Source organism: Thalassococcus sp. (genome assembly GCF_982780845.1).
The window spans coordinates 224,526-245,310 of sequence record NZ_CEYADA010000006.1 but is presented as its reverse complement, the minus strand read 5'-3'; the positions used below and the strand labels follow the sequence as shown (position 1 = coordinate 245,310).

The 20,785-nt window shown below is 57.2% G+C and carries 17 protein-coding genes and 1 pseudogene; 8 read left to right on the top strand and 10 right to left on the bottom strand.

The window, feature by feature from the left end; all coding sequences use genetic code 11:
• Positions 1 to 31 precede the first annotated feature (31 nt).
• The 7 genes and pseudogenes from AC4FIA_RS09300 to AC4FIA_RS09270 all read right to left on the bottom strand — a co-directional run bounded on the left by AC4FIA_RS09300 (position 32) and on the right by AC4FIA_RS09270 (position 4,233).
• On the bottom strand, positions 32 to 283 hold the full coding sequence (locus tag AC4FIA_RS09300; RefSeq protein ID WP_490365611.1) for a hypothetical protein: 252 nt from the start codon (positions 281 to 283) through the stop codon (positions 32 to 34).
• Complete coding sequence (locus tag AC4FIA_RS09295) at positions 267 to 1,025, bottom strand: ABC transporter permease (RefSeq protein ID WP_490365610.1); 759 nt, start codon at positions 1,023 to 1,025, stop codon at positions 267 to 269. The genes AC4FIA_RS09300 and AC4FIA_RS09295 overlap by 17 nt, the downstream gene beginning before the upstream one ends.
• Positions 1,026 to 1,035: 10 nt before the next feature.
• On the bottom strand, positions 1,036 to 1,710 hold the full coding sequence (locus AC4FIA_RS09290; protein WP_490365609.1) for an ABC transporter permease: 675 nt from the start codon (positions 1,708 to 1,710) through the stop codon (positions 1,036 to 1,038).
• Positions 1,707 to 2,048, bottom strand: a complete 342-nt coding sequence (locus AC4FIA_RS09285) for a hypothetical protein (RefSeq protein ID WP_490365608.1) — start codon at positions 2,046 to 2,048, stop codon at positions 1,707 to 1,709. The genes AC4FIA_RS09290 and AC4FIA_RS09285 overlap by 4 nt, the downstream gene beginning before the upstream one ends.
• Before the next feature lie 139 nt (positions 2,049 to 2,187).
• Positions 2,188 to 2,982: pseudogene (locus tag AC4FIA_RS09280) on the bottom strand (substrate-binding domain-containing protein); the annotation flags it as partial.
• Between the two features lie 21 nt (positions 2,983 to 3,003).
• A complete protein-coding gene (locus AC4FIA_RS09275) occupies positions 3,004 to 3,138 on the bottom strand; it encodes a hypothetical protein (RefSeq protein WP_490365607.1) in 135 nt (44 codons plus the stop codon).
• A 66-nt stretch (positions 3,139 to 3,204) separates the two neighbouring features.
• A complete protein-coding gene (locus AC4FIA_RS09270; protein ID WP_490365606.1) occupies positions 3,205 to 4,233 on the bottom strand; it encodes a sterol desaturase family protein in 1,029 nt (342 codons plus the stop codon).
• 157 nt (positions 4,234 to 4,390) lie between these two features.
• On the opposite strand from AC4FIA_RS09270, the gene AC4FIA_RS09265 reads away from it, so the two are divergent.
• Both AC4FIA_RS09265 and AC4FIA_RS09260 read left to right on the top strand, forming a co-directional pair.
• A complete protein-coding gene (locus AC4FIA_RS09265) occupies positions 4,391 to 5,437 on the top strand; it encodes a LacI family DNA-binding transcriptional regulator (RefSeq protein ID WP_490365605.1) in 1,047 nt (348 codons plus the stop codon).
• Between the two features lie 218 nt (positions 5,438 to 5,655).
• Entirely contained in the window at positions 5,656 to 7,146 is a 1,491-nt protein-coding gene (locus AC4FIA_RS09260) for an inorganic phosphate transporter (RefSeq protein ID WP_490365604.1), read from the top strand.
• Between the two features lie 117 nt (positions 7,147 to 7,263).
• On the opposite strand, the gene AC4FIA_RS09255 is transcribed toward AC4FIA_RS09260, so the two are convergent.
• Positions 7,264 to 8,898: an FAD/NAD(P)-binding protein gene (locus AC4FIA_RS09255; protein ID WP_490365603.1), complete on the bottom strand. Its 1,635-nt coding sequence runs from the start codon at positions 8,896 to 8,898 to the stop codon at positions 7,264 to 7,266.
• Between the two features lie 250 nt (positions 8,899 to 9,148).
• Between AC4FIA_RS09255 and AC4FIA_RS09250 the strand changes: the two genes are divergently transcribed.
• The 6 genes from AC4FIA_RS09250 (at position 9,149) to AC4FIA_RS09225 (ending at position 19,119) form a co-directional block, all read left to right on the top strand.
• The gene (locus tag AC4FIA_RS09250) at positions 9,149 to 9,865 is read left to right on the top strand and encodes an ABC transporter ATP-binding protein (RefSeq protein WP_490365602.1); all 717 of its coding nucleotides are present in this window, start codon (positions 9,149 to 9,151) and stop codon (positions 9,863 to 9,865) included.
• Positions 9,862 to 12,225, top strand: coding sequence for an ABC transporter permease (locus AC4FIA_RS09245; RefSeq protein ID WP_490365601.1), 2,364 nt, complete (start codon positions 9,862 to 9,864; stop codon positions 12,223 to 12,225). Before AC4FIA_RS09250 ends, AC4FIA_RS09245 begins: the two co-directional genes overlap by 4 nt.
• A 2-nt stretch (positions 12,226 to 12,227) precedes the next feature.
• Positions 12,228 to 13,460: an efflux RND transporter periplasmic adaptor subunit gene (locus AC4FIA_RS09240; RefSeq protein ID WP_490365600.1), complete on the top strand. Its 1,233-nt coding sequence runs from the start codon at positions 12,228 to 12,230 to the stop codon at positions 13,458 to 13,460.
• Positions 13,461 to 13,791: 331 nt separating this feature from the next.
• A complete protein-coding gene (locus AC4FIA_RS09235) occupies positions 13,792 to 14,310 on the top strand; it encodes a heme oxygenase-like domain-containing protein (RefSeq protein ID WP_490365599.1) in 519 nt (172 codons plus the stop codon).
• Positions 14,303 to 16,870, top strand: a complete 2,568-nt coding sequence (locus AC4FIA_RS09230; RefSeq protein ID WP_490365598.1) for an HWE histidine kinase domain-containing protein — start codon at positions 14,303 to 14,305, stop codon at positions 16,868 to 16,870. Before AC4FIA_RS09235 ends, AC4FIA_RS09230 begins: the two co-directional genes overlap by 8 nt.
• Positions 16,871 to 17,001: 131 nt before the next feature.
• Positions 17,002 to 19,119 (top strand): DEAD/DEAH box helicase, encoded by a 2,118-nt coding sequence (locus tag AC4FIA_RS09225; RefSeq protein WP_490365597.1) that lies wholly within the window; start codon positions 17,002 to 17,004, stop codon positions 19,117 to 19,119.
• Between the two features lie 16 nt (positions 19,120 to 19,135).
• Here AC4FIA_RS09225 and AC4FIA_RS09220 read toward each other — a convergent pair whose 3' ends face one another.
• Together AC4FIA_RS09220 and AC4FIA_RS09215 are read right to left on the bottom strand one after the other, a co-directional pair.
• Complete coding sequence (locus AC4FIA_RS09220) at positions 19,136 to 19,873, bottom strand: sulfotransferase-like domain-containing protein (protein WP_490365596.1); 738 nt, start codon at positions 19,871 to 19,873, stop codon at positions 19,136 to 19,138.
• On the bottom strand, positions 19,870 to 20,772 hold the full coding sequence (locus tag AC4FIA_RS09215; RefSeq protein ID WP_490365595.1) for a D-amino acid aminotransferase: 903 nt from the start codon (positions 20,770 to 20,772) through the stop codon (positions 19,870 to 19,872). Before AC4FIA_RS09215 ends, AC4FIA_RS09220 begins: the two co-directional genes overlap by 4 nt.
• Positions 20,773 to 20,785: the final 13 nt, after the last annotated feature.

Here is a 20,785-nt window from a genome sequence, read left to right as displayed (position 1 = left end):
TACAGGAGCTTTATCAGACATCGTTAAGACCTCACTTCTTCTTGGACGTCGACGCACTGGTCGCGAGATTACGGAACTTTTCATTCATGCCAACAGCCAGAAGAAGCATGATACCGATAATCAGGTTCGACGAATTGCGGTCGATGGCGGTGAAGTCGATGCCTTTGTTCACGATGGCAAATGTCAGTGCGCCAACAAAAATGCCCGCCACCGATCCGAAACCACCGGTCAACAAAACACCGCCCACCACAACGCTTACGATGATATTAAAGATGTCGTTCATCCCCCCCCGACACTTGGGCCGAGTTGAACAGGATCGAGTGACACATCCCGACAAATGACGCGGCAGTAGCCGTCATGATGTACAGCAAGATCGTCATGCCATTGACCGGAATACCGGCGTTGCGCGCGCTCTCCTTGTCGCCGCCGATGGCATAGATCCAGTTGCCGTATTTTGTGTGGTGCATGAAGAACCAGAAGATCACAGCAAGGATCACCCACCACACAATGATCACCTGATGGCTGCCACCGAACATCAGGTTGCCAAAGATCGTCTTGGCCCAGTCCGGCGCGTTCAGCGGCACAGACGCACTGCCCGTCAAAAGCCGCGAGCCCGCCAGCACGACGCCCTGCATCGCCACAAGCGTGGCCAGCGTGATGATCAGAGGCGGCACAGATGTGCGCACCGCCAGAATGCCGTTGATCGATCCGACCAAGACGCCAATCGCCAGCGCCCCCAGAATGCCGAAGACGATAGGAAGATCGTAATGGCCTGAGATAATGGCGGTCGTCATCGCACCCGCAGGGATCATGGCTCCGATAGAAATGTCGATCTCGCCCGAGATCATCAAAGGGCCGACGGGCAAGGCAACAATGCCGATCCGCGCGGCGTAGTTCACCCAGCTTGCAGCGCCGAAAAGCTTATCCAGCTCGACACCAGCAAAAACGTAGAACACCAGAACACCAATCAGACTTACGATGGATGCGGCAGCGGGGCGGCGTAGTAGCACAGCGAAATTTTCCATGTTTGCGCCCCTATTTCTTTGCCGCCGCGCTGGTGGCCATTGCGCGGAAACGGTCGTTGGACAGGACGGCAGCAAGAAGAAGCGCGCCTGTGATGATGAACTGGATGTTCGGGTCTAGTCCGGCAAAGAAGATGCCTTGGTTCACGACCGCAAATGTCATGGTGCCCAAGAGGATACCGATGATTGATCCCGCGCCCCCTGTCAGGAGGACGCCGCCAATCACCACACACATGATCGAGTTAAAGATAAACGCCTGACCGCCAGCGACCTGAGCCTGCTGGTACGTCATGACCTGCAAAACCCCCACCAGAGCAGCGCAGAAGCCCGACGCCATGAAAAGCGCAATCGTCATCTGACTCGTCGGGATCCCTGCATTGCGCGCGCTTTCCTTGTCGCCGCCGATGGCAAAAATCCAGTTGCCCCAAGGGGAAACGTGCAGAGCATAAAAGAACACCGCAACAAGCCCGAGCCACCAGAAGATCGAAACACTGAATCCTTTCACGAATTGGCCCATCAGGCTTTTCGTCAGGGGATCAGGAACATAGGAAACGGATGTCGAACCTTTGATCAGAACAGCAAACCCAAGGGTCAGGCCCATGACCGCGAACATCACGCCAATGGTGACTATCAACGAAGGAATGGTCGTCCGAGTGACCAACAGCCCGTTGACCAGACCAATCGTCAATCCAACGCCAAGGCCCGCCAGAATGGCGACAATCGCAGGGGCATCATAATGCCCCCCAACATCGCCATCATCATGGATGCGGCAGGCACGATCGAACCGACGGAAATGTCGAACTCGCCCGCGATCATCAACAGGCCAACCGGCAGCGCGATGATGCCGACTTCGGCTGCGATGTTCAGCCAACTCGACCAGCCTGGTAAGCCCAGAAAGACCGGACCGCCAAGCACGGCGAAGAAAATGTAGACGACGATGAATCCGATCAGAGAGCCGGTTTCCGGACGTCTTGCGAGAGCCCCAAGAGAAATTCCTTTGGGGCCGTTTCCGTTGTGAGACGACATATTTGCTTTCCTTGGCCCGACGAGCCCCGGAGGTTTTATACCATAAGTCGGAGCTATGGGGGTGAGACCGCCCGTTCTGTGCAGGCGGTCTCACGTTTCAGTCGAATTCACGGCTACCCGCCGTGAACGACTTTCTCGATTAGCGGGCGCCCGCCTCGACGCCTGCGATCACCAGATCAACGTTGCTGGCATCGATCACGCCCGGACCTGTGAGGATTTCACGTGTCGGGATCGTGGTGCCGTACATGACGTGGTTGTTAAGGATGGAAACCGCAAAGAAGCCCTGCTGGTCGGTCGCGCAGGCCTGTGTACCGGCCTTGATGTTGGCAAGGATCGAGTCGTTAAAGTTCATGCCACAAACGTGGACAGAACCTGTTTTACCAGCCTGCTGGATGCCGCTGATGGTCGCGTTCGAGTCCTGATCGCCAATCGCGAACATAGCAGTGATGTCGGGGTTCTGCAGAAGGTGCGCGCGCACGGCCTGCGCCACAGCAGTCGAGTCGCCGAACGCTGTCGCCGGAAGCTGAAGTACGGAACCTGTGCCGCCGTTTTCGGCCAGACTGTCGTTAAAGCCGCTGCAGAACGCTTCGATGTTGGCCGCACCCGGCAAGGTGTTGACGCATGCACCGTTACTGTGGCCCGCTTTCGCCAGATACTCGCCACCCGCATAGCCGGACTTATAGTCAACCGCGCCGACGTAGTTCAGAGCGCCCAGACGATCAGCCGCTTCGATACCACCCGCGTTGTAGATGACCAGCGGGATGCCAGCCGCAACAACAGCTTCAAACGCCGAGTCCATCGCCTCGGGGACCCAGTTCGGGCCAACGATCGCGTCTGCGCCCTGGTCAATCGCCTGACGGATCAGTTCCGCCGCGTCCGGACCAAGGTTGTCGTAGTTCTGCGGACCTAGCCATGTAACCGAGCCACCTTGGGCTTCGGCAACCTTACCCGCATCTTACGCGCCCATTTTGACACGCGACCAGAACGGATCGTCCGGTTTACCACCGACCACGAAGATATCTGCCGCCATTGCGGACGTCGCCATTAGCGCCGTCGTCGTCGCGATCATTAGGGTTTTCATCATAGTCATTCCAGGTCTCCTCCCTGAGTATTGCTGCCGTTCTTTGAACAGCATCTTGGAATTTGGTTAAGTCCGTTATTCCGCGGGCGTTTGACTCGCCTTCTTTGCATTCAACCGCTCTTTTTTCTTACGGAAGCGCTCTTTCATTCGCGCGTCGGCCTCTTTCGATCCGTCGTGCCAATAGCCGAACCACTTATCGAGCGGGATGATCCCGTCGGCGCCGTAGTTCACCTCGAAGTACTTGTGGTGCAGGTAATGGGCGTAGGCGTGGCTATCGATTGCGGTCTCTTCCGTGACCTCGAGCTTTTCGAAACCGATGTGGCCGTTCAGCGCCCCGTATCCGACGGCGTGCATGTTGAACATGAACGCGACAGGGTTTGAGGGCAGAACGAGGTGCCACAGCACTTCGCCAAAGTAGAGAACATGCTCGATCGGATGCATCGACAGCGACGACCACGGGCTCGGGTTGATCGAATTGTGGTGCACCGAATGGATGTGTTTATACAGGAACGGCGTGTGGATCAGCCAATGAATGCAGAAGAAGTGCACTTCATGGATCGCCGGCACGAGGAAGATCAGCACGACAAGCCACAGCCAGTTGTCCTGCCAATCGACCCAGCCAAAGACGTGATAGCCGTTGCCATAGCACCAGAGCATGAAAACTTCGACAGCGGTCCAGATCGGGATACCCGTCAGGAAAGACCGCAGGAAGTTGTCCAGGTTCTGGCTTTTGAACCAGAAAACGTCCGACGGGTTATCTGCCGGAAACTTGTGATTGTACCGCCAGCGGTCGCCCTGAATCCGTTTGACGTAGTAGAAGAACTCGATCGCGCCATAGAGCACGAAAATGCCGGCCATGTTGACGAACAACAACCAAAGCGCCCAGTCCCAAGAGAACGTCGACAGAGTCTCGCGGTCCGGAATGACGAACCACAAATAAAGAAATGCCGTTGCCATGTGAAAGGCGTTCCACGGCCAGACAAGACCCACCAGAAACTGGCCCATCTTACCCCACTGGCCCGTCCAATAAGGCGCCACTTGCAGCGTTTCGTTTGGCGTCCAGTTGCCGCGTTTGTCGCGTGTTCCGTACTGACTGTCGTCCACTAATCGATCCTCCCCAAAATCGCACCAAGCGTGAATCGGGCCGGTGCGAAGTCAGAAAATCTTGACAGAACGCCGCACTTTCCATCAAGAAATATGGATCATATAGGCTCATTTTGGTTCATTTTGATCCACTAAAAATCGACAGGAATGACACGAAATGACACAAGAATTTTCGGCAAAACGCCCTACTATCAAGGACCTGTCGCAAGCCGCCGGTGTTTCAGTGACCACAGTCAACCGAGTGATCAACTCGCCCGATCTCGTACGTCGGCAAACCCGCGAATTGGTTCTAAAAGCGGCAGAAAAAATCGGCTTCTACGGTGTCGGTTCGATCCAAGATTCGTTGCGGCGCAAGGAACAGGTGTTCAAACTGGGGGTGTTGCTTCAGCAAAAGAACCGCACCTTCTACCGTGATCTTGCAAAGGCACTCAGCAAAGCAGCCGGTGAATTCGCAGGTGGTCGGGTCGAACTGAAAATCCAGTTTATGGATGACCTTTCACCGGACAATGTCGCAACCCAACTGGTTCAGCTGGGCCGCCATGTCGACGCTGTCGGCTTGGTCGCAGCAGAACATCCTATTGTGTCAGATGCCATCGACACCCTGCATCAATCAGGCGTGCCCGTATTCGGGCTGATCGCATCGCTCACTGCCAACGCGAGCGTGGGATATGTCGGATTGGATCATTTCAAAGTCGGACGCACTGCGGCGTGGGCATTTGACAAGATGTGCCGTGGGCCGGGGAAAATCGGCATTCTGGTGGGCAATCACCGCTACCGAAATCAGGAATCCAACGAAAGCGGCTTCCGGTCGTATTTCCGCGAACACAACAGCGAATTCACACTGCTCGAAGCGCAAACGACCTATGAAACGGCGGCTGTGGCCGAGGAAATCGTTGAGAAGATGTTTCAAGACCACACCGACCTGTGCGGCCTGTTCGTTTCCGGCGGCGGGATACGCGGTGCAATCAACGCGTTGCGGGCCCGAAAGCTTCCCAAAGGGTTTGTAAGCGTCGGGTACGAACTGATCGACGAAACACGCTCGGCGCTGATCGACGGAACGCTAAGCATGGTCATTTCGCACCCGATGGAAACATTCGCACGGGCAACAATCGCGGCCATGACGGACGCTGTCCTGTCAGACCCCAACAGCAGCCTCAAAATCGCAAACTTGGGCTTTGACATCTACACGCCCGAAAACATCTGAGCGCAAGCATCATAAGACCACTCCTCAAAACGAGGCCAATCAGACGCCGCCCATAGCGCGCATGAAAAACCTCGCGAACAATCGAAGATAGAGCCTGTATGGCGCGTGAAACCAACATGCACTGGCTTAGCCCCATTAGCGCCCAAAGACGGATAAGTTATCATTGATTGTCGAAGCCCTCTCAAAGTAGAAGCTTCGGGCGACAAAGAGGATGCACAATGGCTGAACAACAAGGCGATCCACGCCACCTAGAGACACTGGATCGCGATCTCGATCGCTTGTCTAAACTTGAAACAGCGACAAGCTACGTCGGACGGCCTCTTGTTGGCCCCGGCATTTCGTTAATTTTCGTCGTCTTGGCCGGCCTTGCCGCCATGCTGTTCTTTGGTGATGCCAACAACTCGGTTGTAGTCATTATCGCGGCCTGTTTTGGCGCCTACATGGCGTTGAACATCGGTGCCAACGATGTTGCAAACAACATGGGTCCGGCGGTTGGCGCGAATGCACTAAGCATGGGCGGTGCCATCGCAATCGCGGCCATCTTCGAAAGCGCCGGCGCGCTTGTAGCGGGTGGTGACGTGGTTTCGACCATCGCCAAAGGCATCATCGAACCCACCAGCATGGGCACCGCCGAAGTGTTCATCTGGGCAATGTTGGCCGCACTTCTGTCTGCCGCGCTTTGGGTCAACCTTGCTACATGGGTTGGCGCACCAGTTTCCACGACGCACTCTGTCGTGGGTGGCGTTATGGGCGCAGGCATTGCCGCAGCCGGTTTCGCCGCGGTGAACTGGCCAACAATGAGCGCGATCGCCGCCAGCTGGGTCATTTCCCCCGTTCTGGGCGGTGTGATCGCCGCGCTTTTCCTGGCGTTGATCAAATCCCGCATCATTTATCAGGACGACAAAATCGCCGCTGCACGCAAGTGGGTTCCGATCCTTGTCGGCATCATGGCGGGTGCTTTTGCGACCTATCTGGCGCTGAAAGGCCTTAAGAAGATCATCAAGATCGACCTGCCGACAGCACTGATCATCGGTGCGATCGTTGGCGCAGGCATCTGGGCGATCATGATCCCGGTCATTCGCAAACAGTCTCAGGGTCTGGAAAACCGCAACAAATCTCTGAAGGTTCTGTTCGGCATTCCTCTGGTGGTTTCTGCCGCCCTTCTAAGTTTTGCACATGGCGCAAACGACGTTGCGAACGCTGTCGGCCCGCTGGCGGCCATTGTTCAGGCGTCTCAGTCCGGCAACTTCACCGAAGCCGTCAGCATTCCGATCTGGGTCATGGTAATCGGCGCCTTCGGCATTTCTTTTGGTTTGTTCCTGTTCGGGCCCAAACTGATCCGGATGGTTGGCAGCCAGATCACGAAACTCAACCCGATGCGCGCCTACTGCGTGGCGCTGTCTGCGGCCATCACAGTGATCATCGCAAGTTGGCTCGGCCTGCCTGTCAGCTCGACCCACATTGCTGTGGGTGCTGTATTCGGCGTCGGGTTCTTCCGCGAATGGGATGCGGAGCGTCGGATCAAGAAAGCCCGTATTGCGATGCCATCGCGTCCTGTTTACGCGCCCGAAGAACGCCGCCGCAGAAAGCTCGTGCGCCGGTCTCACTTCATGACAATCGTTGCGGCTTGGGTCATCACAGTGCCCGCAGCCGCCGCCCTGTCCGCTGCGATCTTCTTCCTGATTTCGTCGCTTTCGGGGTCGATCTAAACGATCCTAAGGGGTCAGCGCACGAGGCTCCTGGAGCCTTAAACACCATTAGAAACAGCCCGCTTTGCGGGCTGTTTTCTTTTGCAGCCAACCCATAGCCGCAGCATATTTTGGAGACTATTTCGATGCGTGTTGTTTGCCTGACAATGTGACACCTCGCGCCCATCTCTCGGTCACATCGCCAAAGCAGTCGTGGATCGAGTCATCGGCGATTGTACTGCCGTTTGTCAGGCGTCCTACGATCGACAGGCCCACAACCTGATGACCGTTTTGATTGATAGCGGCCCCGTCCGGCATGCAGTGCGCCCCTGCCCCGTCATAGATTGGCACGAGCGTGCCATCCTCGACCAAACCTTGGATAACCGGTTCCGAAACCTCGTCGATCACAGGCGGCGGTAAGACGCTGTCAATCATGACCGAAGCCGTCACCGCGCCCTGATCCGCCTCTAGCATCCAGCCATCGTGAGACAGTTCAATACTTGGGTCCTCGGCCGCAAAAGGCGTGACCAAACCGGCGTCGATCAGGATAAGAAGCTGGCGCAGGTTGTCGACCGGCGCGCCGTAGGAGTATCGCTTCAGCCCCTCATCGAATGCGACGAGCGACTTGGCGATATCTGCGTTGGTTTCTTGCCCATCGAAAATCGCACGAAGGCTAGCCTGCCATTTGCGCCAAACCTGTCCTAGCGTAAATCCAATAGAAGGGGGGCAAGCGACCTCGGCCTCTTTCAAGTTGCCTTCGATTGCCTCGACAGTGCCGCGTGTTTCCTGTTGGCCCGCTTGCTGTAATTCCATGGTCAGCCAGCTATCGATTGCGGTTTCATCTGCGGCAGCGCCTGTTTCACTCAGGATGCGCGACACGACGGGCTTCAGTACTTCAAAAATCCCAGTCAATCCTGCGTCGCCCTGCCGGGACAATACTGCCCTCAAGGCCGTCTCGAACGATTTCGTCTCACCTTCGGTCGGATCAAAAAGCGCGTCGATGTCTCGAGAGGCTGGCTTGGGTGCAGGTGCGTGCCCATCCAACGAAAACGGCACAATCACTGAAGGTTCGCGTCCTGATGCAACATACCGACCATCAACAAACTGCCCGCCAAGGCCAAGCGTCAGCATGCGGATTACATCCAACGACGACAGCCCAAGACCACGGATCGCGACCGACCTGCCCGCCCAGTCGGACGCGGACTGGATCAGGGATTTGCCCGGATAAGCGGCGGTAAAGTCCAGACCCTGAGAATTTGCATGCTCACGCCATCGATCCGCCTGATCATCCAAGTCTGTCTTGGGCTGTCCCAGAGACAGCAAAACATGGTCGTAAGGTCCGAAATAACTGCCTTCAGCCGCCAATTGCCAAAGATCATCGTGCCTTACAGCGCGTTCAACCCGAAGCGGGCGGAGAGTGACCTTAAGATCATCAGGCAGATTGGCAATCAGAGCCTGAAAACGCTCTGTGAAGTAGGTGCCAAGCACCGATCTGGGCACGAAAACCTCTTCGTTCGCTTCGATCTTCTGCACCCACTGCCCGAATGGCGGAACACCTTTGTTTGGCGATTGCGGAAGGTTCACATCACGGATGGGCAAGTTCAGCAAACATACATCAGGCTCGGTCGGGGAAAAGTTCGGCCCGGCAGAGGGCGTCGCGTGCGGATCGAAGATGTCCACGTCTACCGGACAGTCGCCCATCCCCACCTGAACAGAAAGCTTTTCCAAAGCGGCAAGACCCCTTGGCCCGAACCCGACGATTGCAATTTTCATGGGGTCTTGCGTCAAGCTAATCCGCCTTACTTTTTTGAGCTATACCACAGAGGCCAACAACCTTTGTCCAGGTTGGTTCCAATTAATACGGCGATTAAAGAATTATCCCACCAAAAACGCAAAGAGCCAGCCTTCGACGCTTTGACTTGCATCAAGGCATAAGCATCCTCGCCAGTGGCATGTTGTACCAGTAACCTTTGGTATGCGTCCCATTCAGGGCGACGACAGATGGCAAACGGGTGAGCGTTCGGTGGCTGATCAAGAAGGACTGGGATTTGTCACGCGGGGGCTGACCAAAAGCTATGGCGAAGGTCGGTCGAAGGTACACGCGCTGCGCGGGATCGATCTTAGCATTCCGGAAGGCGAAATCGTCGTGATGCTGGGCGCGTCGGGCAGCGGAAAATCAACGCTTCTGAACATTCTGGGCGGGCTTGATCGCCCGACCAGCGGAACAGTCCATTTTCGCGACATTGAACTAGGCGCCTTGTCGGATCGGCAACTGACCAAGTTTCGACGCGATCACGTTGGTTTTGTGTTCCAGTTCTACAATTTGATGCCCAGCCTGACCGCGCTTGAGAATGTCGAACTGGTCACCGAAATCGCCGAAAATCCCATGCCTCCGGAAAAGGCGCTGGATCTTGTCGGGCTGACAAAACGGCTGGATCACTTTCCGTCGCAATTGTCCGGCGGTGAACAGCAGCGCGTAGCGATTGCGCGGGCCATTGCCAAACAGCCCGACGTGTTGTTCTGCGACGAACCGACAGGCGCATTGGACAGCACAACAGGCCGGTCGGTGCTTGAGGTGTTGAACCACGTCAACGCCGAACTGGGTTCGACCGTTCTGATGGTCACCCATGCCGCGAACATCGCGGGCATGGCGCATCGGGTGATCCGCTTGGTGGATGGGCAAATCGGCGAGGTGCAGGTCAACGACGTCAGACAAACCCCAGCGGAGATCGACTGGTGAGCGCGCTTGACCGGAAGATGTTGCGTGATCTGTGGCGGATCAAAGGGCAGGCAATCGCCATTGCATTGGTCATCGCGACGGGTGTCTTGCTTCAGGTGATGATGTCGGGCCTTGTGGCGTCGCTCAGCGAAACGCGGCGCACCTACTATGAACGCAATGATCTTGCCGAGGTGTTCGCGCCAGTGGTTCGCGCCCCTCAGACAGTTCTTGGCCGATTGGCAACAATACCGGGCGTCGATCGTGTCTCGGGCCGTGTGGTCGGCCGCGCTTTGATCGACATCCCAAGCGATCCGGTCCCAATCCAGTCGCGGGCGGTGGGCCTGCCGGACACGGGCGAGCAAATCCACAACGCCGTGTACTTGATCACCGGTCGCTTTCCGGCTGAAAACCACCGTGACGAAGCGTTGCTGCTATCAGGCTTCGCAAGCGCACACGGTTATGGCATCGGCGACTGGATCGACGTGACGATGAACGGGTCACGCCGCTCCATCCGGATTGTCGGGCTTGCACAGTCGCCCGAATTCCTGTTCGTCGCCGCCCCCGGCGAAATGGTCCCAGACCCTGCCCGCTACGGCGTGATCTGGATGCGGCGATCGGCCCTTGCCAGCGCCTACGACATGTCAGGTGCTTTTAATCAAGCGCTGTTTTCCTTGTCTCGCGGCGCATCTTCCGAAGCGGTGATTGATGCAATCGACCAAATCCTGAAGCCCTATGGCGGCACGGGGGCATACGGGCGCAGCGATCTGGTGTCAGATCGGTTTGTCAGCGAAGAGATCGATGGGCTGGCAACCATGGCACGGGCTGTGCCGCCCCTATTCCTCGCGGTGGCGGCCTTCCTTTTGTACATTGTGGTCAACCGGATCGTGCAGGCCGAACGCGAAGAAATCGGGCTTCTGAAGGCCTTCGGATACACCAATCGCGAGGTTGGCATTCACTACACCAAACTGCTGCTGATCATTGCCTTGGCTGGCGCCGTCTTGGGCTGTTTGCTTGGCATCCTGTCAGGCCGGGCCATGATCCCAGTCTACACCACCTTTTATAACTTTCCTTTTCTTGTCTTCCGACCGGACCCTACTTCGTTTGTCATAGGCGCGGTCGCCAGTATTGTATCAGCATCGGCTGGTAGCATCTTTGTTTTGAAACGTATTTTCGCCCTCACCCCGTCCGAGGCAATGCTCCCACCGGCACCGGCGGATTATTCCAAAACCGTCACATTCAAAGGCCGCGCCGCACGTTTATTCGACCAACCGACACGGATCGTGATGCGGGGACTTGCGCGGTCCCCGTGGCGGGCCTTGGCGCTATCTGCGGGCATCGCAGGGGGCATGGCGCTGGCATCCGGAATGACCACTATCTACGGCGCCTTCGACCGTATGATGAACCTTAGTTTCACCGTCATCGACCGGTCAGACGCCACCGTCTACTTCCACAGCCCACTCGGCGAAAAGGCCGCCTATGAGCTTGCTCGGATCCCCGGTGTGATCGCAGTCGAGCCGTTACGTGATGTGGCCGCGACGCTAAAACTGGGGCGTGAACTGCACCGCGGCAGCATTTCCGGCATGGTCGCAGACCCCGAAATCACCCGCGCCATTGACGACACGCTGGCACCGATTGAACTTCCAGCGCGCGGCTTGGTGCTGAGCAAGCCATTGGCCGAAATTCTGGGCGCCGCACCTGGCGATATTCTGAGCGTGGATGTCCGCGAAGGACGCCAGCCGGTTCTGGAAATCCCTGTCACACGGGTCGCCAGCAGCCTGATCGGCGCACCTGCCTACATGCAACTGGACGCGCTGAACAAAGCAATGTCTGAACCGGCGCGGATCACAGGTGCGCATTTGCGGGTCGACGATGCCAAAGCCGATGAAATCTATCGCAAACTCAAGGATATGCCTGCCGTAGCTGGCGTAAGCGTGTCTGAAAATGCACGCGCTTCGTTGCAAAAGTTGATGGATCAGGGCGCGGGATCTGCACGCTACATCATGGGCGCTGTGGCGTTTATCATCACGTTCGGCGTCGTCTATAACGCGGCGCGTATTGCCCAGAATGAACGAGCCCGAGACCTTGCGGCGCTGCGCGTGATGGGATTTTCCAAAAGCGAAACGACGTTTGTACTGCTGGGGGAACTGGCCGTCATCGTCCTGATCGCCCTGCCCGTCGGATCGCTGGCCGGCTACGGGCTGTCGTTTTTGATCGCGAACGGGTTTTCATCAGAACTCTACCAAATACCCGCCTCATACGACCCGTTCAGCCACGGGTTTTCTGCGGCGTTCATACTTGCAGCGGCGGCCATTTCCGGCCTGCTTGTTATGCGTGACCTGAACCGGATGGACCTTGTCGCCGTCCTGAAATCGAGGGATTAACCATGGCCCAAAAGAAACTGTCCCGCTCTGTGCTGATCGGCTTTGCCGTACTCTTGCTGTTAGCAGGGTTATCCTTTGCCTTTTGGCCGCGTGCCACGATGGTCGATCTGGGCAAAGTCACGCGTGGTGATATGCGGCTGACTGTGAACGAACAGGGCAAGACACGCGTTCGGGACGCCTATGTGATATCCATGCCGATTGACGGCCGCCTGTTGCGCGTTCAGGTCTCGCCCGGTGATCCGGTGACAAAGGACGAAACCATCGTTGCGCGTCTGCGATCGGTCAATCCTGCTGCGTTGGACATCCGGACACGGGGCCAAGCCGAAGCTGCCGTCGAAGCCGCGGAGGCATCTTTGAACGTCGCGCGTGCCAATCTTGAAGCCGCCCGCGCAGAAGCCGACCTTGCCCTGTCCGATCTTGATCGGACGCAAAGCCTTGCTGATCGTGGTTTTGCCAGCCCCGCCGCCTTGGATCAGGCCGAAAGTCTGTCGCGTGCGGCGCAGGCCCGTCTTGCAACAGCAACAGCGGCGATCGAACAGCAAGAGGCACAACTGCGCGCGGCACGGGCCCAATTGATCGGCTTTGACGACCCCGACTTTTACGACGTGGAAACAAACGGATCAGGTGAAGACAGGATCATCCACGCACCGACAGACGGCGTGGTTTTGCAAGTGATCCACCAAGACGAAACCACACTAGCCGTGGGTTCACCGATCATGGTGGTCGGCGATATCGGCGAAGGGCTTGAGGTCGTGGTCGAACTGATATCGGTGGACGCGATCAACGTAGGTGTCGGGGCGCCGGTCAACATCGTGAACTGGGGCGGTGCAAGGGTTTTGTCAGGGATCGTGACGCGGGTGGAACCATATGGCGAAACCAAGGTATCGGCGCTTGGTGTCGAAGAGCAGCGCGTGACCGCTGTGATCGAATTGTCCAGCCCGCCGGAAGAACGGCAAGGCCTTGGCCACGGCTACGCGGTTGAGGCGCAGATCGTCACATGGTCGGGCGAAGATGTTCTGAAAGTCCCCTCAAGTGCATTGTTCCGCGAGGGGTCGGATTGGGCGGTTTTCCTTGCCAGCAACGGGGTTACAGACCTGCGCAAGGTCGAGATCGGGCATGACAACGGTCAGGAGGCAGAGATTGTGTCGGGGCTGTCTGAGGGCGATATGGTGGTGCTCTATCCACCTGCTGATTTGCTACCCGGGCAATCGCTGGAACAACGTATTGTAGAATAAGCCTCTTCCGCATTGCGCTATTTCCGGATGATAAATTTCAATTTTAGCGCGTATTGCGAATTATCCGCAAAATTGTCTGATACCGGACGAAAAAATCGGCCAGTCAGAGCCCGGCCATGATTAGTGAGCCGAAACAGAAACGTATCACATCGCAAATATACCAAAATCCTTGTGATTTCGCCTGCTCTGCATCATTCTGGATTTCAAAGCACTCGCGTGCCTAAAAAATTCACCGACAAATTCACCTTTAGGTGGAGCCGATGAAATGCGAGAAGCGGGGGAAACTGAACCGATGCCAGAGCCACATTTGCGGCAACGACTGATTGTGGACTTGGCAGCCTCTCATCAGAGGTTGGATGACCGCGTTTCCCAGTTTGATCTTGGTAAAAAATCGGGTGTGACCGCGTTTCTTTTGATGCACGAAGCCGGATTATCCGTGTTGTCACGCACCCAGCTTTGTCCGGACACATCAACGATGGTCACCGACCTGCATGCGCGCCTGAAATCGGATCTGGCTGCGCATCAGATTGCTTCGTTGTCGACCAATCAATCACTTGCCCTAGACACCCACCCAATGGCCGCGAAATACGTGCTGGCAGGATCGCGTCTTGGCGCCGAAGTATTGAAACGGCGCTGGCTGGATGGCGCAGTTTCAAAAACGGGTTTCGGAGAAGCCTATATGCGGGCCCCCCGCCATATCGAGGTTTGGAAGCAATTCCTTGCAGAGGCGTCATTGATGCCCGCCCAGACCAAAGTCGCGGACAAAATCGTAGATGGAGCCTCGTCAATTTTTGACCTGTACTTTAACCTAGCTGAAGAAGCCCTGAACGGAGCCGTTTTCAATGCCTAAACTCGACTCTAAGGGCAAACAGGGTGATGTCGACCTGTCCAACTGTGATCGCGAACCGATCCACATTCTGGGGCACGTACAGTCCTTCGGCTGCCTATTGGCCGTGTCATCGGATTGGATCGTCGTTCACGCCTCCACCAATTGCGCCGAGATGCTGGGCCTGAACCCCGAAGGCATGATCGGCAAACCCTTCACCGATTTTTTCAGCCCGCGCTCGATCCACGATCTGAGAACGCGCATTCAGGCTTTGGCCTACCAGACCGGCTGCGCCAGAATGTTCGGCTATGACGTCTTTGAAGATGGTCGGTACTACAACGTCTCGATGCACCGTTCGGACCAGTTCCTCGTGTTCGAATTTGAAACAACTACGCTTTCCAGCGCTGAGCAGGATGACACCGGTCTGGTTCAGGCCCTGATCGGCCGCGTGCAACGCCATGACAGCGTAGAAATGGCATCAGAAGAAGCCGCACGCGCCATTCAGGCGCTGACTGGTATGGACCGTGTCATGGTCTACCGCTTTGACGAGGACGGGACCGGAACGGTCATCGCAGAAGTTCTGAAAGGACGCGGTGAGCCGTATCTGGGCCTGCGCTATCCCGCCAGTGACGTGCCCAAGCAGGCGCGCGAGTTGTACAAGAAGAACCTGCTTCGCATCATTTCCGATGTGAACGGGGAAACCTATCCGATCCTGCCAGAGACAGGACCATCCGGCGACCCGCTTGACCTGTCGCTTAGCGTGACACGGGCTGTGTCTCCCATCCATCTCGAATATCTGCGGAATATGGGTGTTCAGGCGTCCATGTCTGTGTCGATCATGCGGCGCGACAAACTGTGGGGGCTGTTTGCCTGTCACCACCACATGCCGCGCAACCTTGATTACAAAACCCGCAGCACGATCGAGCTGTTCGCACAGCTGTTCAACTACGAACTGGCCCAGATCGAAATGGCGCAAGAGTTCAATGACTTGGACACAGCGCAAATTCTGCATGACAAGCTTATGTCGCAAATTTCGGGGGGCGTGACGCTTCTTGATATCTTCGACAGTTTTTCCGACGACATACGCTCGGTCATCCCGTTTGACGGAGTCGTTGTCTATTCCGGCGGCAAGTTCAAAGCGAGCGGCATGACCCCGACGGAAGAAGAGTTCATGGGCCTTGCACGGTTCCTGAACACCACTCGGGGATCGCAGGTTTACGCGACGGACAACTTGGCATCACGCTATGAAGCCGCGGATTCTTTCGAAGATCGCGCCGTTGGCCTGTTGGCCCTGCCGATTTCGCGGAAACCCCGCGATTATCTGGTGTTGTTCAGGCGCGAACTTGCCCAGACCGTGACCTGGGCGGGCAACCCCGAAAAACCCGTTGAACTGGGGCCGAATGGTGCACGCCTGACCCCGCGCAAAAGCTTTGCTGCTTGGAAAGAAGTCGTTCACGGAAAATGCGCATCGTGGCGTGAAAGCGAACTGCGGGCTGCTGAAACGCTTCGGGTCACACTGATTGAGGTCGTGCTGAAGCTGTCTGACGAAGCAGAGGCTGATCGCAAGAAAGCCGAACAAGCCCAAGAACTGCTGATCGCCGAACTGAACCACCGCGTGCGGAACATCCTGACCCTGATTCAGGGGCTGATTTCCCAAGGTCAGGGCAAACAGATTTCAATCGAAGAGTACAGCCGCGTTCTTGACGAACGCATTCACGCACTCGCGCGGGCCCACGACCAGTTGACGCAGAAAGAATGGTCTTGGGCGCCTTTGAAATCGCTGATCCAGACCGAAATGAAAGCCTTCCAATCGGAAAAATCCGAACGCCTGCTGATTGAAGGCGAAGATGTCGCGCTGTCTCCGACCGCTTTCACAACACTGGCCCTTGTTATGCACGAGCTGGTTACAAACTCTGCCAAATATGGCGCGCTCAGTGTCCCGGATGGATCGGTGCAACTGAAAATAAGCCGTTCGCCTGACGGATCATGTCATATCGCGTGGCGCGACTGCGATGGCCCGCCCGTCAGTGCGCCCAAGCGCAAAGGCTTTGGCACAACGATCATTGAACGCTCGATCCCATTTGAGCTTCGCGGCGAGGCAGATGTCCGTTATAAGGTCACCGGCTTTGAAGCTGACTTCGTTTTACCAGCGCCACATGTTCAAGAGTACGACGCCATGACTTTCACCGAAACAGCCGTGCAGGACGACATCGATCCGACTGACATCACGCTTTCTGGCGAAGTGTTGGTTCTTGAAGACAACATGATCATCGCGATGGACGCGTCCGATATGCTGTCCGAACTTGGCGCGAAAACCGTTCATACCGCCAACAGCACCAATGACGCGCTGCAAATTCTGGAACATCGTGACATCACATTCGCCTTGCTGGACGTGAAATTGGGAACAGAACTGTCACTGAAAGTCGCCAAGAAATGCGCCGCGCGAAACATCCCCACCATCCTTGCCACTGGCTATGAAGGCAACGCCACCATGACCGAGGCGTTCCCGCAGACACTTGTGATCCGGAAACCCTATACGGTTGAGCACATCAGAAAAGCTGCCGCCAAATGCTTTAAAGGCTAAGGCGAACTGGCCACCTGCGCCAAAGTTTTTCATATACATTTGGGACCGGTCCATATATGGACGCGCTTTCTGCTGCGTCTGTTGCTGCGCCGAGTCGCCCTGACGCCCCTACCCTTCGGAGCTTGTTTGACATGTTGAAATCCCTCTCTGAGGCGCTCGAAGCGCGTGGCTTCGATACCCTTACGCCTGTACAAGAGGCTGTTTCAGCAGAAGAGCTGATCAACGAGGATCTCTTGGTCTCGGCGCAAACCGGTTCGGGTAAGACCGTGGGCTTCGGCATTGCCATCGCGCCCACCCTATTGGGCGACAAAGACCGGATGCCACGCGCGGGTACGCCGATGGCGCTGGTCGTGGCTCCGACACGGGAACTGGCGTTTCAGGTCATGCAGGAACTGCGCTGGCTTTATGAACGCACAGGCGCTGTCGTCACATCCTGTGTAGGTGGCATGGACGTCCGTCAGGAACGCCGGTCGCTGGAACGCGGTGCACATATCGTTGTGGGCACACCGGGCCGTTTGTGCGATCACATCCGTCGCGGTGCGCTGGACCTGTCCGACATCCGCGCTGTGGTTCTGGATGAAGCGGACGAAATGCTTGATCTGGGCTTCCGCGAAGATCTGGAATTCATTCTGGACAGCGCCCCCAAAGAGCGCCGCACTCTGCTGTTCTCGGCGACGGTATCGCCGGTCATCGCCAAGCTGGCCGAAACGTACCAGCGCGATGCAAAGCGCATCAACACGATGAGCAAATCCAAGCAGCACTCAGACATCACCTATTCCGCGCTGCGCGTCGGTCATTCCGACAGCGACAACGCGATCTTCAACCTGCTGCGGTTCCACGACGGCGAAAGCGCGATTGTCTTTGCCAATACACGGTCTCAGGTGAACCACCTGACAGCGCGTCTGTCGAACCGTGGTCTGTCGGTTGTGTCGCTGTCTGGCGAACTTAGCCAATCCGAACGCACCCACGCGCTTCAGGCGATGCGCGACGGTCGTGCGCGGGTTTGTGTGGCCACCGATGTCGCCGCACGTGGCATCGACCTGCCGAACCTGAACCTTGTCATCCATGCCGATCTGCCGACCAACACCGAAAGCCTGCTGCACCGCTCGGGCCGGACCGGTCGCGCGGGCCGCAAAGGTATCTCCGCCCTGATCATCCCGCCGAAAGTGGTGAAAAAGGCCGAGCGCCTTCTGAAATGGGCAAAGATCACAGCGGAATGGGGCAACCCGCCGTCCGCTGACGAGATCATCAAGAACGACGAAGAGCGTCTGCTGAACGATCCGAACTGGACCAAGGGTGTGCCTGAGGCCAACGCCGAGTTCGCCCAGAAACTGCTGGACAAACACGGTGCCGAGGCCGTCGCCGCAATGCTGGTCGATATGTACCAGTCGCGTCACGGTGCACCGGAAGAGCTTCAGACAATCGAAGAAAAAGCACCGCGCGATTTCAAGGAATTCGGTCCCAGCCGCTGGTTCTCGCTTTCTGTTGGCCGCAATGACCGGGCCGAACCCCGTTGGCTGCTGCCGATGCTGCTGCGGGCAACAAATCTTGAGAAAGCCGCCATTGGCGCGATCCGTGTTCAGGACAAGGAAACCTTCCTTGAGGTGGCTGAAGCCAGCGCGAATGCGCTTTTGTCCGACATGGGCGAAGCAACCGAGCTTGAGGACGGCATCCGCATGACCGCGCTGGATAAAGCGCCCGATCTGCCGCAAGGCCCGCGCAAAGGCCCCGGCGGTCCGCGTGGCGGCGGCTCAAAAGGCGGCTTTAACAAGCGCGAAGGCGGGTTCAAAAAACGTGATGGCGGCTTCAAGGACCGTGGCCCGCGACGTGAGGCCCGCGATGACTTTGACCGCCCTGCCCGCAAGTCCGAGGACAAGCCTGCGCGGGCTCCGGCCCCGCGTGAAGCACGGAGCGACGACCGTAATTTCGATGCGCCGAAACCGGCCAAGCGTGACAAACCGAAAGAGCGTTACGACGCGAAACCGGCCAAGCCTGCGGATAAGCCGAAAACCGACGACAAGCCGAAGTTCAAAAAGAACGCCTCGGACCCGAGCAAGTCTTTCAAGAAAGACGGCAAGGGCAAACCGCGCGGCAAACCGGCCGCGGGTGGTAAACCCTCCGCTGGCAGCAAATTTGACAAGCCGAAAACCGGTGGCGCGAAGTTTTCCAAGGGCAAACCACCGGCGCGTGGTACCAAGTCTGCCCCGCCGCGCGGTGGCAATGAACCCCCGCGCCGTCGCAAACCCTGAGGGGCGTTTTAGCCCCCTATTCGGGCTTTAGCGCAAAGGGTTTCAGACGCTCGTAAAATGGCAATGCGGCCTCGACTATGGCCGCATAGTCGCCCTGCAGTTCGGGCAACGGCCCTTCCTGACCGGCAAATCCGGTCGACTTCCAGACCGCCCCATACCAATGGCTGGCCCATGTCCCATCATAAGGCTTGGGCCCCTCTGGCCAGTTCAGCATCTGGTCAGCTTTATCCAGCCCGAGCTTTTCGCACAGCGCCGCCATCATGACCGACGGGTTGGCGCGGATGTCGTTTGAATCAATGACCAAAGGCGTATCGCCCGTCATTTCCGCGACCTGATCAAATAATTCGACCTGCTGCTGAAACCCGATGTCCGTAAGACCGATGGCCTCGTGTTTGGCCGAGAAGCTGGCCACAACGCGTGCGGGATGGCGGATCAGAAACACGTTGGTCACCTGCCCCATCCAGTCACGCGGCACGCCGTCGATCATGTGTTGGCACATGTGTTTCTGGTAAAAAACCGGCTGGCCGTCCGGAGCCGGGCCAAGGCAGGCCTGCGCCACTTTGGCCGGATCGGGCTCGCCGCCATCGATCACCGCTTGCCGCATCGGATGGTCCAATCCGGTTTTCGACAGATAGGCGGAATAGAACGGCTCATCCCAAACCGCACAGTCGCCCCGCGCGGCGAAGGCGTACATCATGGCGGTGGACAGGTTGCGCGGACCGGACCACATGGCAATGCGTTTTGGCTCCATCATGCAGCCCCCACCAGTTTCTGATAGGCCTCTCGAATACGCGCCGTGACAGGCCCCAACTGACCGTCACCGATGGACCGTCCGTCGATTTCACTGACTGGCGTCTGCGCCCCGAACGAGCCTGTCAAAAACGCCTCATCCGCGCCGTAAGTGTCGACAAGAGAATAGTTTTTCTCGAACACAGGAATACCCAGATCACGGCATATCTGGATCACCTTCTTACGCGTAATCCCGTTCATGCAGTAGTCACCGTTCGAGGTCCAAACCTCGCCTTTCCGAACGATGAAAAAGTTGCACGCGTTGGTCGTGTTCACAAAGCCATGCACGTCCAGCATCAGCGCCTCATCCGCGCCGGCCTTTTCGGCGGCGATACAGGCAAGGATGCAGTTCAGCTTGGAGTGTGAGTTCAGCTTGGGGTCCTGCGTCATGGGCAGACCACGGATATGCGGCACCGTCGCCAGCCGGATTGGACGCGGGATAGACGGGCGCGAATGCTCCATAATGATGGTGACCGTCGGCCCCTGTTGCGACAGGGCCGGATGCTGGAAAGGTCGGGTTTTAACACCACGCGTCACCATCAACCGTGCGTGCGCATCGGTGGTCATCCCGTTCGCCGCCTGCGTATTCTTCAACGCTTGGATCAGCGCCGCGCGGTCCATCCCGATGTCCAGATCAATGGCCTTTGCGGCCTCGTACAAGCGGTCCATGTGTTCATCCAGAAACGCCCATGTCCCGTTATAAAGCCGCATGCCTTCCCACACACCGTCGCCCAGCATAAAGCCCGAGTCGTAGACCGACACCTTGGCATCATCCTTGTGGACGATCTGACCGTTCAGCCAAATCTGTATGTCATTGTTTCTAAAGTCTTCTTCGGCCTGATGGGTAAATGTGCTGTCTGGCATAGCAGGCTCCGTC

Excerpts from the sequence above, each read along its gene's own strand:
- AC4FIA_RS09215 (WP_490365595.1), bottom strand. The coding sequence starts at position 20,772 with ATGCCAGACAGCACATTTACCCATCAGGCCGAAGAAGACTTTAGAAAC.
- AC4FIA_RS09285 (WP_490365608.1), bottom strand. The coding sequence starts at position 2,048 with ATGTCGTCTCACAACGGAAACGGCCCCAAAGGAATTTCTCTTGGGGCT.
- AC4FIA_RS09240 (WP_490365600.1), top strand. The coding sequence starts at position 12,228 with ATGGCCCAAAAGAAACTGTCCCGCTCTGTGCTGATCGGCTTTGCCGTA.
- AC4FIA_RS09225 (WP_490365597.1), top strand. The coding sequence starts at position 17,002 with ATGTTGAAATCCCTCTCTGAGGCGCTCGAAGCGCGTGGCTTCGATACC.
- AC4FIA_RS09295 (WP_490365610.1), bottom strand. The coding sequence starts at position 1,025 with ATGGAAAATTTCGCTGTGCTACTACGCCGCCCCGCTGCCGCATCCATC.
- AC4FIA_RS09230 (WP_490365598.1), top strand. The coding sequence starts at position 14,303 with ATGCCTAAACTCGACTCTAAGGGCAAACAGGGTGATGTCGACCTGTCC.
- AC4FIA_RS09265 (WP_490365605.1), top strand. The coding sequence starts at position 4,391 with ATGACACAAGAATTTTCGGCAAAACGCCCTACTATCAAGGACCTGTCG.
- AC4FIA_RS09260 (WP_490365604.1), top strand. The coding sequence starts at position 5,656 with ATGGCTGAACAACAAGGCGATCCACGCCACCTAGAGACACTGGATCGC.
- AC4FIA_RS09255 (WP_490365603.1), bottom strand. The coding sequence starts at position 8,898 with ATGAAAATTGCAATCGTCGGGTTCGGGCCAAGGGGTCTTGCCGCTTTG.
- AC4FIA_RS09275 (WP_490365607.1), bottom strand. The coding sequence starts at position 3,138 with ATGACTATGATGAAAACCCTAATGATCGCGACGACGACGGCGCTAATG.
- AC4FIA_RS09300 (WP_490365611.1), bottom strand. The coding sequence starts at position 283 with ATGAACGACATCTTTAATATCATCGTAAGCGTTGTGGTGGGCGGTGTT.
- AC4FIA_RS09220 (WP_490365596.1), bottom strand. The coding sequence starts at position 19,873 with ATGATGGAGCCAAAACGCATTGCCATGTGGTCCGGTCCGCGCAACCTG.